The sequence below is a fragment of the Actinomadura soli genome (assembly GCF_005889715.1).
Lineage (GTDB): Bacteria > Actinomycetota > Actinomycetes > Streptosporangiales > Streptosporangiaceae > Spirillospora > Spirillospora soli.
The window spans coordinates 24924-39641 of the sequence record NZ_VCKW01000051.1 but is presented as its reverse complement, the minus strand read 5'-3'; the positions used below and the strand labels follow the sequence as shown (position 1 = coordinate 39641).

12 protein-coding genes are annotated in these 14718 nt (G+C 68.3%); 5 read left to right on the top strand and 7 right to left on the bottom strand.

Going from position 1 to position 14718, the window contains the following annotated elements; all coding sequences use genetic code 11:
• Positions 1-269 precede the first annotated feature (269 nt).
• From ETD83_RS12760 to ETD83_RS45680, 3 genes are all read left to right on the top strand, one after another.
• Complete coding sequence (locus tag ETD83_RS12760; protein ID WP_138645310.1) at positions 270-566, top strand: hypothetical protein; 297 nt, start codon at positions 270-272, stop codon at positions 564-566.
• A gap of 1429 nt (positions 567-1995) precedes the next feature.
• On the top strand, positions 1996-3018 hold the full coding sequence (locus tag ETD83_RS12755; RefSeq protein ID WP_138645309.1) for a coiled-coil domain-containing protein: 1023 nt from the start codon (positions 1996-1998) through the stop codon (positions 3016-3018).
• 371 nt (positions 3019-3389) lie between these two features.
• Entirely contained in the window at positions 3390-3596 is a 207-nt protein-coding gene (locus ETD83_RS45680) for a DUF397 domain-containing protein (RefSeq protein ID WP_329602767.1), read from the top strand.
• 17 nt (positions 3597-3613) lie between these two features.
• On the opposite strand, the gene ETD83_RS12745 is transcribed toward ETD83_RS45680, so the two are convergent.
• The 4 genes from ETD83_RS12745 to ETD83_RS12730 all read right to left on the bottom strand — a co-directional run bounded on the left by ETD83_RS12745 (position 3614) and on the right by ETD83_RS12730 (position 7728).
• Positions 3614-6454, bottom strand: a complete 2841-nt coding sequence (locus ETD83_RS12745; protein WP_138645308.1) for a M48 family metallopeptidase — start codon at positions 6452-6454, stop codon at positions 3614-3616.
• The gene (locus ETD83_RS12740; protein WP_138645307.1) at positions 6451-6936 is read right to left on the bottom strand and encodes a hypothetical protein; all 486 of its coding nucleotides are present in this window, start codon (positions 6934-6936) and stop codon (positions 6451-6453) included. Before ETD83_RS12740 ends, ETD83_RS12745 begins: the two co-directional genes overlap by 4 nt.
• Positions 6846-7169: a DUF4158 domain-containing protein gene (locus ETD83_RS12735; protein WP_171064168.1), complete on the bottom strand. Its 324-nt coding sequence runs from the start codon at positions 7167-7169 to the stop codon at positions 6846-6848. The genes ETD83_RS12740 and ETD83_RS12735 overlap by 91 nt, the downstream gene beginning before the upstream one ends.
• Positions 7170-7536: 367 nt before the next feature.
• Positions 7537-7728 carry a hypothetical protein gene (locus ETD83_RS12730; protein WP_138645306.1) on the bottom strand — a complete coding sequence of 64 codons (192 nt, stop codon included), beginning with the start codon at positions 7726-7728 and terminating at the stop codon, positions 7537-7539.
• Between the two features lie 428 nt (positions 7729-8156).
• On the opposite strand from ETD83_RS12730, the gene ETD83_RS12725 reads away from it, so the two are divergent.
• Positions 8157-10049: a hypothetical protein gene (locus tag ETD83_RS12725; protein WP_138645305.1), complete on the top strand. Its 1893-nt coding sequence runs from the start codon at positions 8157-8159 to the stop codon at positions 10047-10049.
• Positions 10050-10434: 385 nt separating this feature from the next.
• The gene (locus ETD83_RS45940; protein WP_205717627.1) at positions 10435-10659 is read left to right on the top strand and encodes a helix-turn-helix domain-containing protein; all 225 of its coding nucleotides are present in this window, start codon (positions 10435-10437) and stop codon (positions 10657-10659) included.
• 270 nt (positions 10660-10929) lie between these two features.
• On the opposite strand, the gene ETD83_RS12715 is transcribed toward ETD83_RS45940, so the two are convergent.
• From ETD83_RS12715 to ETD83_RS12705, 3 genes are all read right to left on the bottom strand, one after another.
• The gene (locus ETD83_RS12715; RefSeq protein WP_138645304.1) at positions 10930-12033 is read right to left on the bottom strand and encodes a hypothetical protein; all 1104 of its coding nucleotides are present in this window, start codon (positions 12031-12033) and stop codon (positions 10930-10932) included.
• Positions 12034-12245: 212 nt separating this feature from the next.
• On the bottom strand, positions 12246-12998 hold the full coding sequence (locus tag ETD83_RS12710; RefSeq protein WP_138645303.1) for a hypothetical protein: 753 nt from the start codon (positions 12996-12998) through the stop codon (positions 12246-12248).
• A complete protein-coding gene (locus tag ETD83_RS12705) occupies positions 12982-14709 on the bottom strand; it encodes a hypothetical protein (protein ID WP_171064167.1) in 1728 nt (575 codons plus the stop codon). The genes ETD83_RS12710 and ETD83_RS12705 overlap by 17 nt, the downstream gene beginning before the upstream one ends.
• Positions 14710-14718: the final 9 nt, after the last annotated feature.

Below are 14718 nucleotides of genomic sequence, written 5' to 3'. Positions count from 1 at the left end.
CCCGCGGCCCGCGCACCCGCCCGGCGATCCGCGCCACGCCCCCGAACAGACCACCACCGCTTCAACCCGCCACCGCATGACCCGCACCCACCGCCGACAAGTCGCCGCCCTGGGCAGCGGGCGGCGAGCGCCACGGCCGCACGTCCAGGCGCAGGCACAGCCGGCGGAGCCACGCCCGGCGCGCCGGACGTACACCGACCAGGAACCCCGCCGATATTTCGGCCAGGTCGAAGAAGGTAATATGTTCGGCACCTCGGGTTGGAGGCGCGATGGCGCAGGCAGTGCTCAAAGGCGGCGAACTACTCCTGCCGCACGACTCCGGTTGCGGCGCCTCAGTGATCCCCCCAGACGATCCCCACTACAACGCGTTGCACGCCGACAGCGTGGTCGACGAGGACCTCAACGGCACCCCCGAAGAGAACGCGGCCATCACCACGCGGTGGCGCCACAAGGGGCAGGTCGTCGACGACGATCGTCAACGGGCTGCTCACCTGACTGCAGGGAGAGGCCGACTGACCGGCGAGCGCGCTCCCATCGACCGACGCCCCAAACCCGGGTCCCGATAAGGCCACCAATACACCCACCGCCCGATCCCCAGACAGGAGACTCACTGGCTGAATGACCCTCGCCCGGACCGGGCTTGGAGGCTCATCGGTGTTCTGAGCTGCGGGAAAGGGTTGGTGCGGTCAGGCTGGGACTGTGAGCCGGCCTCGGGCAAGGCGGACGCTTCGTCCTTGCTGAAGCAGTCCGTCCAGGCAGACGGACTGCTACTCCGCCCACATCTTCGACGGCAGACGTCGAGGCGTAGGTCACCCAGTCGCCGCTGCCGAGCCCATTGCCCTTGAACTGCGAACTTGATGTGGATGCCGAACATGCCGATGGGGATGGCAGCCGTAGCCGAATTGACGTTGCGGCGAGCGACCGTGGCCTGATGGTGGCGTGGGCGCCGCGAGTTCAGTGACGAAGGCTGCGCAGCACGCACCGGATCGCATAGATGCGCAGGAGCCGCTGTGCAGCGGAGGTCGCACGCTGATGATCCGCGGCCCATCGTTCGAGCCGGGCGGGGTGTTCACCGCGATCAGGCAGGGATCTGGCGGCGACGAGGACACCGCGAACGTGGCCGGAGAACCCTACTCTCTGGCAGGCCGTCCAGGGTGTCGTGGCTGAGCTCGTTGGGCGGTCACGGAAGGGCCTCAGCCAACACGCCATCGTCACAACATCGACCAAGCCGGTATACACCGACCTGGCCACCATCCTACGGGCGAGTTCCCCCACCCAAGGCAGCGCGTGCCTTCAGGCCGCATCCGACCGGTCAGTTCATGCAGGACCAACCCCCGCACCAGACAGGACCTCACGCCTATCCAGCACCCGGTGACTATTGAACTGAACTACAAATTGAACCAATGCACCGACCCTGACCAATGAATACTTCCATGTTCACCAACCAACACTAAATACACGCCAGCCAATCCATTCCAACACGACAACCACCCACACCCAACACTCAACCTAAGGAGCACTAACAGGATCAAAAAGAAGATCGCGCAGAAATTGATGAACAGTCTCAAATTAAGTCGATTCCACGAACCCGCCGACGGGCGACTGACAAACATGGCGCAATGGCACCCCATCAGCCACCATCGCCCACCGAAGGCCAAGATCGCCAATGCCTCGACGCAGGAACCATCGAAGCGACGTTTCTCCAGGTCAGGCGCCTAGTGGAACTCAGTTGTGCTAATATCCGCTGTCATACTTGGCGCGCCACTGACAAGCTTGGCGCAATTACTGACAACTACTTGTCGTTCAACACCAGTCCCCGCCTCGTCCGCTAGCGCGTCCTCCAGTGCGACCTCCGGTTCCGCCGGCCCGGCCCCGAGCCTCTACGCCGCCGAGACACCCGGCGCAGAAGCAGGAGCGAAGACGGGAGGGGAGCCGGATGGCACGACCCCGGATTACGAGGTCCCGGATCAAGAGGCGCCGCACGGGCGCTGCCGGATGTGCCGCGAGCCGCTGCCCGCGCCGCAGCGGCGCCGCGACGGCAAGTACAAAGGCGGCCGCCGCCGGATGTACTGCCCGCCGCCCCGCGACTGCAAGGAGCAAGCGCAGGCGCAGCGCGACTCTCGCATGGCCGAGGCGATCGGCGACCCGCTCCGGCTGGTGATCGCGGTCGCCGACGAGGCGGTACCGGCCATGGCCGACCTGCGCGAGACCCTGGCCCGGGCGGTCGACGGCCTCCACGCGATCAAGGAGGTCAGCAGCGCCGAGGTCGCCGCGGCCAAGGCCGACACCGCCGCCGCCCACGACGCAGCTGCCGCCGCGCAGCACAAGGCCGAGCAGGCCGCCGAACGCGCCGGCCGCGCCGCCGCAGCGCAACAACGCGAACGGCAGGCCCGCCAGGACGCCCAGCGGGCAGCCGAGCAGGCACGCGAGGAGACCGCCCAGGCCAGGCAGCACGCCGCCGACACCGTCACCGCGCACGAGCAGGCACGCACGCAGGCCGAGCGCGCCGCCGCCCTGGCCAAGCGGGCCGAAGAGTCAGTGGCCGAGCAACTCGAGAAAGCCCTCGCCCGGCTCCAGGGCGAGACCGCCGCGCGGGAGCAGGCGCACAAGGAACTGGCCGAGAGCCGCGCCGAACTCGCCGCCGCGCAGGCCACCGCCCGCACCGCGCAGGGGGCCGCCGAGACCGGCCGGGCCAGAGCCGACCAGGCCGACGAGCGCGCCGCCCAGGCCGAACGCGCCGTCGCCAGCGCCACCGCGCTGACCGAGAAAGCAGAGCAGACCGCCACCGCACTCCGGCAAGAGATGGACGCCGCCCGCCGTGACGCAGCCCAGGCGCGCCTGGATGCGCACGCCCTCACCACCACCGTGCAGTCCCTCAGACACGATCGCGACGCCGCCCGCGCCGACGCTGACCAGCAGCGCGAACGCGCCGTCCACGCCGAACTCCAGGCCCAGCAGGCGCTCGCCGAACTCGCCCGCCGCCGCGAGGCCGACCCCAGCCCATCCGGCTCCTCGTGAGGGCGCTCCTCGGTAGTACGGAGCCCCGTTCTATCTGTCGGGAAATCCTGTCGTCAATCAACATCCGGATCGGACCGCCGGCGGGGTGCTTCATTCCCTGTTGTCCGGTTTCTTCTAGTCCCTTCGGCGGCCTTCACGTGGGTGTCGTCAAACCTTCTAATCCCGACACCCCCGCCGCGGTTCAGGTGAGAGGTTCAGTGGCCTGGGTGATGTGTTCGTGGGGGAACAACCGGGATGGCCTTGCGGTAGCAGGCGCCGAATTTCCAACGGAGTTGGGTCTGACCTGCGGTGACGTTCGCTGTCTCACGAACACCTGAGCACTGACGTAGACGCGTATACAGGAAGCGATACAAGCGACGCCCTGCGGAAACGTGCTGGTGGCGGAGCTGTCTCGCGTACGGAAGGCTTTCCGTACGGCGAGCAGACGTTGGAAATTCGGCGCCCGCTACCACAAGGCCGATGAGGGCGGGACCTGCGTCGAAGTAGCCGCCCACCCCGCCGCCATCCGCGTCCGGGACTCCAAGACTCCGGACGCTCCCCACCTCACCGTCAACCCTCCACCTGGGCCTCCTTCCTGAAGCTGACCCGCGATTGATCAACCGGCCTTCCACTCCGGCCACCTCGCCAGCGCGGCAGAGACACGGTCCGTCAGGGGCGGCAGCGCCACCTGGGTCTGCTCAAGGGCTGCGCCGAGTCGCTCCAGCATCTTGGCGTTGCGCTCCACATCGTCCCCCGAGCCGTCGAGTACCGCCATGCACTCTGCGGCCGCGTCCCTGCCGCGGTCCAGCAGGGTGGACCACTTCCGGTCCAGGCCAAGGTCGGGCACCCGCAGATGGCGACGGGCGGTGGCCGTGTCGCGGGCGAGGCCGTCGCAGAGGGGGCGAAGGGTGTCACCATCGAGGGTTGCCTTCTTGGCGTTCAATTCCTGGAAGAGCCCCTCTGCGAGTTCGGCGTAACGGTCGGTCAGCGCCACCATGTCGGCATGGCCGCCCAGCGTGTACCAGGCCAGGAGCTGGAGGTCGCGCACCTTTTCGTCGGTGTCGGCCGGTTCGGGTCGGGCCGGCACGGTCGCGGGCGGGCTGTCATCGCCCGATATCGGGGCTATCGGGTCCGTGACGACGGCCGTGAGGACGATCCCGGTCACTGCCGCGGCGGCCACCACGGTCCGGGCCGGCCAGGAGCGTCGTACGGCGTCGGAAGGCACCGACTTGCGTTTCACGCGGGGCAGTTGGGCCATGGCGGTCGCGGCGAGGGCGGCTCCGAAGAAGGCCGGTGTCACCGGATAGGCGAGCGCCTTGGTCAGCGTCCAGGAGGTGCCGGGCAGCCAGTGGCAGGTGTTGGCCATGACCTGCAGCGGGCCGACGCAGCCGTCGGCAGCCTGGAGGACGAACTGTCCGGCCAGCATGGCGACATGCGCGATGGCTGCCGCCGTCAGCGCACGGGGCAGGCGATGCGTGCGGGTGGTCGCGGCGACCACGGCCGCCGTGACCACCACCCCGGTCCACAAGGCAACCGTCCGCCACCACCGATAGACCGCTACGAAGGGGGAGGTCTGCTCCTCCAGCGGAGGGTGCCAGGAGTGGACGTACGCCATCACGGCCGCCACGGCGGCGACACCCACGAGCCCTCCGGCCAGCCCGGTGAGGACGGTGGAGCGTAGCCCCGCCGCCCTGGGCCGCCGGAGCAGCAGCAGCGCCGGATACGCCCACAGCACCACCGCACCGGCGGCGATCGTCGGGGACGAGCCCGCGGTGACCAGGGTGATCAGAACCGAGCTGATCCAGGGCAGCACGGACTCGTACTGGGGGCGGCTGTCCCAGGGGCCCGAGAAGGACCGCCGCGCGTCGAGGGCCGCGAGGATGTCCCCCATCATCCATAGCTGACCCTGATACAGCCACCAGTACAACCCGGCCGCCGCCACGACAGACCCGGCGACGGCCGCGACGAGGACGGCCCAGCGGGGCACAGCATGCCCGCTCGGCGCGGCCCGCAGGTGCAGCCGGGCGCACTGGGCGAGCCAGGTGACGTAGACGACGGAGCCGAGGAGCAGGAAGAGGAGCGGTTCCCCGTGCTCGGGCCACCAGCCGGACAGTGGGTCCAGCCCGGACAGCAGCACTCCGCAGATCAGACCGAGCCCGAGGGCGAGCCCCGCCCGTATGCCCCTGGGACCGAACGCCTGGCTGTGGATGGCGTACAGGACCGCCCGCCAGACCGCGACCGTCAGCACGCACGCGGCGAGGGTCCCGACGACCCAGGCGGCAGCGCCTCTGTCCCACACTGTGCTCAGGGCGTTCCCGGTGACGAGCGTGACCACACCGAGTAGGAACAGCGGCACGTCCGTCAGCGTGAACAACCCCGCCGGGTTGCGCAGCGACCGCCACCGCTTGGCCCAGGAGGGGTGGCTGCGCCACAGCGCGGTGACGGCCCGCGTCGCCGAGCGGCCCTGCATACGCCCTTCGGCCTGCACCTGCCAGACGGCCGGGTCGGCGCCCAAGGCGACCGCGCCCCGGTCGGCGTACAGCTCGCGGTGGCGCAGGGTGTCGGCGCGGGCCAGGACGACCAGCAGGAACAGGAACGCGACGATTGCGATGTCCTTGATCATGAACGTACGGGTGACCGGCCAGAGGACCTCGTCGGCGCCCGGGAACCTCGACCCAGGGAACTCACCGAAGAACTGCGCATCGACGAGGCTTTTGCCCATCAGGAGCGTGTACGGGACGACGACCAGCGCGAGGAAGACCCGCCACAGCGCCGTCACCGCGTAGGCGATGTCCACGTCTCGGTGGCGGAGGTGGGCCAGTTCGTGCAGGACCACGGCCTCGAAGCGGGCGGAGTCCACGCGACGGGTGTGCAGCAGACCGTTATTCAGACAGAGCGTGCGGCGGCCGGCCCGGCCGTAGACGACCGCCCCGGGATCGAGCGCGAGCCGGTCGACCACGAGGTCGGGCAGGGACCGCACCCCGGCACGCCCTGCCAGCCGTACGACCTCGGCCCGCACCTCGTCCTGCGGGTCCTGCCCGCGCAACGGCTCCACACCGCGTCGGCTCCGCTTCCAGCGCGGCAACAGCAGATACAGCCCACCGGCCGCCAGCAACACGGTGCCAGCCCAGGCCAACCCGTACCAGCGCGGGGCCCCCTCCGCCCCCTCGGTACACGCCCGCAGCGCCTCGGCCTGCGCCTGCTCCCGCACGAACTCGTCGATCAGCTTGCCCCCGGGGTCGAACCCGGCGGCGAACTTGCACAGCAGCCCCAGATCCTGCGACGGCCTCAGAATGCCGATCGACATCTCGACCATGGCCACTACCATGACGACGACCAGCATGAGGAACCGCAGGGTGGTGCCTGCGGGCAGTGCGCTGGGGTCGGGGCCGACGGAAGTAGAAGGGGTGGACTCGGAGGCTGAGCGAGGTGCCAGGGTCTCCGTGGCCCCGCTCATGTCGCCTGTTCAGCCCTCTCCGTTCCGGCCAGCGCCAGCCTCGCGACCACACTGTCTGCCAGGGCCTCCGCGTCCGGCTCGGGGAGCCCGCGCCGTACCGCCTCCGTGCGCACCCGACGTCGGACGGCCGCCAGTTGGTCCCGGTCGAGGTCCGGGACCTCGGGCGGGGCAGTCGGGCGGCGGCTCGGCGGGCGCAGGCGATCCAGGGCGTTGGTGACGCGGGGCAGCAGGCGGCCGGTCACGTCCGCCACCGCGGCCCGGCACGCCTCGTGGACCGCCAGCAACACGACGGGCGTGATGAGCGCCGTGACCTCGGAAAGGCCGAAGCCGAGGGGGTCGCCGCCCCTTCCGTCGTTCGCCTGTCGCATCCGCCGTACGACGAGCCTGTAGTTCAGCCCCGCCAGATCGTCGACCAACGGGCGTTCCCCCGGCGCCTGTTGGTCCACGACGTCCCGCACCACGTCCAGCACGGTCGCGCGCATGCGTCGCCTCCTTCTCCGTCGTCGGTTTCCGGCGACGCTACCTGGCCTTGTGGTAGCAGGCGCCGAATTTCCAACGTTTGCTCGCCGTACGGAAGCTTCGTTTTGGCCCGCTCGCTGTACCTCTTCACCTGCGACGGATCCACGATCCCCAGCTGCTCGGACACGAAGTCCAGCACCGCAGCCGGCACATCCAAAGGGTCCTCCAGAAACACCCCGAGCCAGCGTACGGTCACCAGGAGACCAAGTAGCCAGCAAGATCGTTCTCACCGAGAACGGCTGCACCGATGTTCCCCAAGGCCGGTTCAACAGCGTCGGCATCGTGATCGGCATCGTGATCGGCATCGTGATCGGCGTCCTGGCCGCCGTCGCTGGCTGGTCACCACCAGCATCACCTGGCGCATCGGCCAGGACGAGCTGCGCACGGCCAAGGAGGGCCAGGTCACCGACCACTACATGTGCGCCATGAGGCGCCCTGTTGTATCCCCGACTTAGTCGGGGGGATTTGGAGGAAGATTCTCAGACCTGATGCCTTACCCAGACCGGAAACGGCGACGGGGACCATCGCATGCCAGAAACCGTGGGCGCGGCGGCACGTCGGCGCTAATCCGATCCGAGAAAGGACACCAGGCCAATAGAGGCCCCAACGAGGGCGAAGCACACCGACACGCCCGTGACGATCGCGACCGCAGGGGACGTTCCCCCCCACTTCCACACGACGAAGGTGGCGGCCGACCCCGCGACGACGCCGAGAAGAATTACGGCCAACGCGATGAGCGCCTTCAGGATCAGCACGCTCGCCCCCCGGCCATCCTCTTATCCAGCCGCACATCCAGACTCGACTCCGGCGTCGCGGCGGCGGCTGGCCTCGGCATGCGGTGCCGGCAGCGGCGGTGAGAATTCCCGTGCGCCGGGCGAGAGTTCCAGAAAAGCAGGTATTCTGGCTCGCTCGGTGGCGCCGGGACCGAGAGATCCCGCATCATATGAAGAGGTCCTTCCTGTACTCGGAGGAGGGGTCACCGGGTCCCGCACCGCCGGTTGCCAGACCGTGGGCAGTGCGGGGCCCGCCTGCGTCACTACATCTCTATAGCAACCGCCTTTCTATTAGCGGACTCGTAGGCCAGTTCTGCAACCGCGACAATGCGTGACATCAATAAAAGATTCTGCCCGCGACAATCGCCGAGGTTGTCGCGGACGCCAGTCCCGGACCAGGAGCTACCGGCATGAGCGAGCGCGACAACCAGCGGCGAGGGCGGGACAATGCCGTTGGGCAGCCGCAAACGGCGACGTCAGGCAGCAGTGCAGGCCGAGATGCTTGGCTGGCTGAGCTGGTCGTGTTCCTGACGTATCCCGAGGCGTACCTTCGGAAAACGGAAAAGGAACGCCAGCAATTCGAGGAGTGGATCCATTCCGAGATCGAAAATCGGTTTGTCTCTCGGGAGATAGGGGCGGTCGTCGTCGCTCTGCATTGGTATGTCGAATCGACTTTCGGGCGCCGGGGACTCCTCGATCACGTCTGTGAAGTCGAGCCGGAGAAGGCAGAGCTGGTCTCGCGGAAGAAGCTGTCCAAGAACCTCGGTGCCGGACGTCGCGGGGGCTGCGGCGGGGACGTCGCCGAGGCGATCATCCGACACTGCGCCGACCACCCGGCCAGTGACCCGGACCGGGCGGCCCGCATCGGGCGGCTCTGGGTGGCGGCCTATCGTGAACAGCCACCCTGGAGCAGCGACGACCAGACCGTCGAGCCCGCCGACCCTCAGGAGATCTCCAAGCTCATCGACCCCTCGTGCTGGTCTGAGCTCACCGCACCGGGGCCGCTTGCCGGCACCGCTCCCGATCCGCCCGGGGAGGAGAACGGCGCGGCTTCGCCCAGCGTGCAGCTGGAAAGGCTCCAGGAGGAGCTCTCAACACTTCAGGACGAGAAGACGCGGGCCGAACGGACCGTGGAAATTCTGCAGGCAGCGCTGGGAGAGGCGAATGCTGACGTCGCGGATCTGCGCGCGAAAACAGCAGCTGCCCGGCAAACCGTCGAGGAGCTGGGTTGGCGGCTCAGCCAGGCCGAACGGCAACGCGACAACGAGCGCAGCGAGGCCGGCCGGGCCAGGGCGCTGGTGGCACAGCACCGGGAGATCCTGGCTCAACTGCTGGCCTACCTGGAACTCGCCGATGTCGGCAGGAGCACCGCGGAGGAACTCGTCTCGCGTTTCGCCGGGACCACGATCGAGGCCCCCACCGCTTACTTGATGCTCCGCCAAAAGATCAACACCGCGGCGCCGCCGACGCGGCGGGCGTTCGCGGTCTATCTGCGGGTCCACGCCGACCTCACCGGGAACACCCCGACCCGGCTCGCCGACTCCTCAGGCATGAGCGCTGAACTCGTCGAACGGCTGTTCACCGCCGACTACGTACCCGATAGCGCCGGCGCGCTGGCCATCGCCGAAGCGGTCGAGGCAGACCCTGCGCACACGCGGCAGTTGCACCGCTTCGCCAACGAGGACGTCGACTACCGCGCCATTCAGGAAGAATTTCAAAGGATCGTTGCGCGCGACCATGTCAGGAAACGAATCCGGAATCTTCCTGCCACTACGGGCAAGGCTCTGCCCAGAATTCTCGCATGCTTCGCGATGTGTGTCGGCGCGACGACTATCGTAGTCTGGATCATGTTCCCGAACATCTTCCCCAACGATAGCTATCTCGCCTACGCCTCCGGCGCCAAACCAGAGATGCTACCTCGCGACTGCTCCACCCGTCGGGGTGTTTGCAACGGTTTCTCTCCGGACTATAAGTGGACTCTCGAGCCGCAGCAACAGATCACCACCACCCTCAAGACCCAAAACTCCTTCAGCCCTCGTACTCTGCGTGGGAAGCTCGCCACAGCCGCCACCTCGAACAAATGTCCCCAGGCCCATTTCACCTGGGAACTGTCCTTCAGTGGGACCAAGGCGACCGGCGCCCTAAGTAAAGAAAAGCCCAGCCGAGAACTCGACCAGCGACTCGCCCCCCGGCCACCGACCATCGTCCTCACTGTACACCGCACCGATAATCAACCTTGCCCGGCCGGATTTTACTGGTATGACGCACATGTCACGGGCGACAGCCAATACGTCGGAAACTGACTCGCTAGCCAGAGACCAACCCCCCAGGATGGGGCGACCGGGGCGTGCAGGCGGGTCATTCCGTCGGCCGGTCGCGCCGGGCGTTTCGTTCGGCGCGTTCCTGGTCGGCGCGTCCTCGGCGCGCTGGCCGGGGTGCCTGCGGGCCCGGAACAGGTCGGTGAAACCCGCGGAGGTCTTTACGCCTTGCCGGTGTCCGGGGTCCACACGGGCAAGGAGCCTCCTTCGTGGGTCTCGACGTCCTCGATGCGGAGCTGCGTGTCGTAGCCGCTGTCGCGAAGCGCGAGGTGAAGCCCACCGGGTTTGGTGAAGTCCTTGATGTGCCCCGGCTTCCGTGGTGTCGGCTTGCTGGAATCCTCGTGCCGTTGATCACGAGGAGAGGCAATCGATGCCCCTTGGCTATCCCCCTGAGTTCCGGCGCAAGGTGCTGGATCTGGTGAAGGCCGGGCGGCCGGTCCGGCAGGTCGCAGCGGACCTGGACATGCCCAGCCAGACCATCTACGTGTGGCTGCGGCAACGTGGTCGCGGTCCTGGTACCAGGCGTCTTCCGGGTCGACGCCGCGTGTGTAGGGGCCTAAGCGGCTTCGAACTGCGGTCGCCACCTGCTGAGTGATGCGCGCGGGTATCACCCGGTCTGTTCGGGAACACGGGGACAGGGGGTGCGCATGGCTCAGATGCGGGCGGTGATTGACGGGCCCGTAACAGTGCAACTTAAGGACACGAGATCTACAAAACCGAGGCCCGCGCCTACGACGACGGCGACGGCAGCATGGTCCGCGTCCTCACCGCCACACCTCCGCCCCCAAGTGCCCCTCAAGGACTGTCACAACTGCACGGAATATGAGCCAGATCCGCTAGAGGCCGATGAAACCAGGTGGTTTCCTCAGCAGTCCGCGTCAGCACGACAGGCAAGATGCGAGCACAACAATGTGCTCGCTGGTTGGATCGGGGGCAGCGTCGGCGTGCGCCGGGGGTACGGCTCAGCTGAATCGGCGGTGAGGTTGCCGCTTGCGATGCCGTTGCTGACCCCCGTTGCTCGCGAGGCGCGCGCCAGCAGACGGTCGATTCGCTGGGCGCAGTCCGCCCACGGCGTATCGCCTCTAGGTTCCTCCGTGGTGGGGTCACTCCGGTCCGGGCGGGTCTCTGCGGGATCAGCTGCAAACAGTGGCCCGTTCAGCAGCCGCGGGTCGGTGCCGTGTCGGGCGGCGCGCAGGAACAGATAACGCCGCAGCGGGGCGCTGACTGCGGCTGGCACCGGCAACAACTGGGGGGCGGTCTTCGGATCGTCAAGCCACAGGGTCATCGGATCGTCGGCGTCGACAGACGCGCCCACGCCGGTCAGATGCTTTATGCCCAACTTCACCAGGTCCGCGACCGACCGCCTCAGATAGAAGGATGCGGCCAGCACAGCCGCGTCACGCCAGTTGGACTCGTAGCCGTTTTCATGCGCTTCTTGCAACGCGTACTCGACGACGACGGCGAAGGCTACGGGCTCCAGGGACACCGGCCGGTAAGCGGTGAAGCTGCGGACGCTGTGCGGCTCCCACCCGGTGCTCGGAGGGTGGGGGCCGCACAGCCCGGCGGCCGGATTGCGTCGGCACAAGCGGTGTTCGTGCAAGATCCGGTACCACGAGGTCACGACCCGCCGTCTCCGCTCGACCACGTACAGCGGCGCACCCCTGTCGTAGGTGCCAGGGCGGGTGGTGGCGTGCAGCCAATCCAGGATCTCTGCGGGGGTGGCCGATAGCGGATGCTCGCAGTGGTCGAACCACGCGGCCAGGTCCCGCAGCAACTCGGGGCGGTCCTCGATCCTCCTGGACAGCGCCCAGCGAGTGGTGAGCTCGATCAGCAGCGAGGGCGTCTGCTGGCACGGTCCGGACTCCGCACCCGGTAGGTGATCACGGGCAGACGAGGCGACCTGCCCGGGGACCGCGCGATCGAGTTCGATGAGCCGGGCACCCAGCACCACTTGGATCTGCTGGCGCACCCGCTGCTCAAGGTCCGATGACGGGTCAGGCAGGGCGCCAGGCGCAGGCGATTGAGCCGGCATGGTGACCTTCTTGTCGACGCGGGCGGGGCGTTACCGAGGGCGGGGCATCGCAGCGCGGGCACAGCGCAGATTTGACTCGAGCATCCGGTGGCAGCCGCCATACCGCTGGCGGTGCGGCGCACCGCCAGCGGTGCCGTCGTGCAGTACTGTCATGGTGCCCGGACGCGGTCGGGTGGCGTCTGGTGCAGCCGGAGCGCGAACATCAGGTCGTCGTGGGGGAACAGCCGCGCCGGCCGCCCAGGCGGTGCATGGGCGTCGGGCGGCCGGGCAGCTCCTTGCCGGGCCAGTGTGTCGATAACGGGGCGTGGGACCATCGGCGGCCCGGGATAGGGCCCCAGGGCGTGCGCACGGACCGCGGTCACCAGGTAAGGCGCATGCTCCTCGGCCAAGGTGACACTGTCGTCGGCCAGATCAGTCACCCGCCATTGGGCGTCCGAGGGAAGGGCCTCGAAGGCGGGTTCCAGGATGACCCGGTCTCCCTGCCGTACCGGGGTGACGCCTTTGTCACCCAGCCGCCGCGCCAGCACGGTGATGGTGTCCTCCAGCCGCTGCGGCGTCCAGTTGAACACCCTGCACAATGCGTGATCGCTGAGGCTCCCGAACTGGACCAGGACGGCGTGCAGCGCGTCTGCGTCCAGGCTGGGAAAGTCACGGTCCTGGCCCTGCTGCTCCACAGCCCAGGCATCCAGCGGCGGGGTGAGGAGTTCATCGACGGCGACCTCGAGCACCTCGGCAAGGCGGACCAACTGTCCGGCGCTCACCCCGAAGAGGTCGGCGAGGTTGGACCAGGCGGGTCCGCCTTGGTTGAGGGGAAGACGGGTCCGGTCGGCGACCATGTTGGGGTCGAGGTGACGCTGGTCCATGATCCGCTGTACCCGGAGCAGGTCAAGCTGGCGGCGCATAGGTTCCCACCTGCCTTCCCGGGGAGCCATGGAGATTATCGTGCAACGGAGCGGCGACCCAGACGCAGCGCAGGTGCAGATGCCAGTAGTCGGGCCGTTCGGCACGCTCACCTAAGGGCGACCCCCACCGATGCGATCTGCGGAACCCCAGCCCGCATGCTGCAGCGGTCGCCCACACCTCTTGCTCGTAATACCCCAGCCCGGCCGACAGCAGCGGTTCGGCGGGACCGCCCCCGCTTAGGACGGTGTAGGCGCGGGCCGCGGCCAGCAGGTCCCGAGCATGCGGGGGGACCGGAAAGCGCAGCACGGTACTGGTTGAGCGCCATGGGTAGGGCCCTAGCACGATGCTGGAGGCGTCATCGGCCAGGTCCTGAGCCCGGCTGGAGCCCAGATCCGCCGGATCAAGGCCGGTCGCCAATGTCAGGGCCAGCGCGGCAGCCCGGAGCGGATCCAGCGTACTGGCCCGGATCTGCTCGGCCACCTGCACGCTGAGCGGAAGCCCGCCGAACCCCGGGCCGCCCAGGCGCCCCGGATCGGCGGGTACAGTCAGCAGCAGGCCGTGCAGCAGGAACCCCGCCTGCGCCCCGCGCAGCAGCACCAGGCTGTGTGCGGGAGAACTGCTGATGCTCAGCAGCGCCAGCAGGAATTCATCCAGCGCGTTGGAGTCTGGCCAGGGCATCGGAAACACCGCCAGCCCGCCGTGCCCCCGCCGATCCTCAAACCGGTCCGCGTCGTCGTCCGCACCCCACGCATGATCGGTTTCGTCGGCCGCGGCGGCGAACGCCTCCTGACACCCCTGACCCTGCACCACGCTGTCTGGTTCGGCGTGCCCCTCCCTCTCGCCCGGCGGCTCAGGGCACGACCCGGCCTCCGATCCGCTCTCGGCTTTCCCCTCCTGAGCGTTGACCGCCTCGGCCACTGAATCGGCGTCGGGCTGGCGTCTCACCGGATCGCCACCACCAGCGGGGTGGTGAGAAGGCGGGGCGCCTGAGTGCCATACAGAGGGCCGGACGTGGTCGCGGTCATACCACTGGCTGCCGGTCAAGAAACCGCACACCGCGTCCATCGCGGCCGCGTACAGCAGGTCAGCCTGGGTGAACTCATCGGGTCCAAGGAATCTGCTCAACTGGGCACGGAAACCAGCCAGCGGTGCCGCGGGCAGGGCGGGCAGCGGCGCCTGCAGTGCGTGCGCCAGCGCCGGACCGGCGTCCGCAGGCAGCTGCGGGCTGCAGTACAGCGGCACGGCCTCGGCTGGCGCCGGCCGAGACCGAAAACGATCGCGGGCTTTCACGAAGGCTTCCTGCGCGTCCTCAAGCACCGCCAGTGTGGCGGCGGGCAGAACCTGGCGCCAGTCAGCAGGCGGCCGTTCATGCCACACCAAGATCAATGCGGCGCCGGTGTCGGCGGCCAGTTGCACCAGCCGCGCCAATGCCGGCCGGGGCAGCAGATGCGCCCGCAAGACCACGATCTCGCTGATGCCCGACCCGCAGATCCAGGCTGCGGCCTGCAGCCAGATCTCCGTCACGCCGCGCCCAGCGTTGCGCGCAGTGGCCGACTTTCCCAACGCGCCCATGAGATCGTGGGCCAGGGTGAGCCTGCCCCCCACCGCTGGAGTCGGGTGCACCACAATCCGTCCCGCAGCGGGATCGTGCAGGCTCATGATCGCTTGGACATTGCTGTACTCGTCGTCGACGTCCAAGGCGATCGTCACCACCGGCGG

Excerpts from the sequence above, each read along its gene's own strand:
- ETD83_RS12760 (WP_138645310.1), top strand. The coding sequence starts at position 270 with ATGGCGCAGGCAGTGCTCAAAGGCGGCGAACTACTCCTGCCGCACGAC.
- ETD83_RS12755 (WP_138645309.1), top strand. The coding sequence starts at position 1,996 with ATGTGCCGCGAGCCGCTGCCCGCGCCGCAGCGGCGCCGCGACGGCAAG.
- ETD83_RS12745 (WP_138645308.1), bottom strand. The coding sequence starts at position 6,454 with ATGAGCGGGGCCACGGAGACCCTGGCACCTCGCTCAGCCTCCGAGTCC.
- ETD83_RS12740 (WP_138645307.1), bottom strand. The coding sequence starts at position 6,936 with ATGCGCGCGACCGTGCTGGACGTGGTGCGGGACGTCGTGGACCAACAG.
- ETD83_RS12725 (WP_138645305.1), top strand. The coding sequence starts at position 8,157 with ATGAGCGAGCGCGACAACCAGCGGCGAGGGCGGGACAATGCCGTTGGG.
- ETD83_RS45940 (WP_205717627.1), top strand. The coding sequence starts at position 10,435 with ATGCCCCTTGGCTATCCCCCTGAGTTCCGGCGCAAGGTGCTGGATCTG.
- ETD83_RS12710 (WP_138645303.1), bottom strand. The coding sequence starts at position 12,998 with ATGCGCCGCCAGCTTGACCTGCTCCGGGTACAGCGGATCATGGACCAG.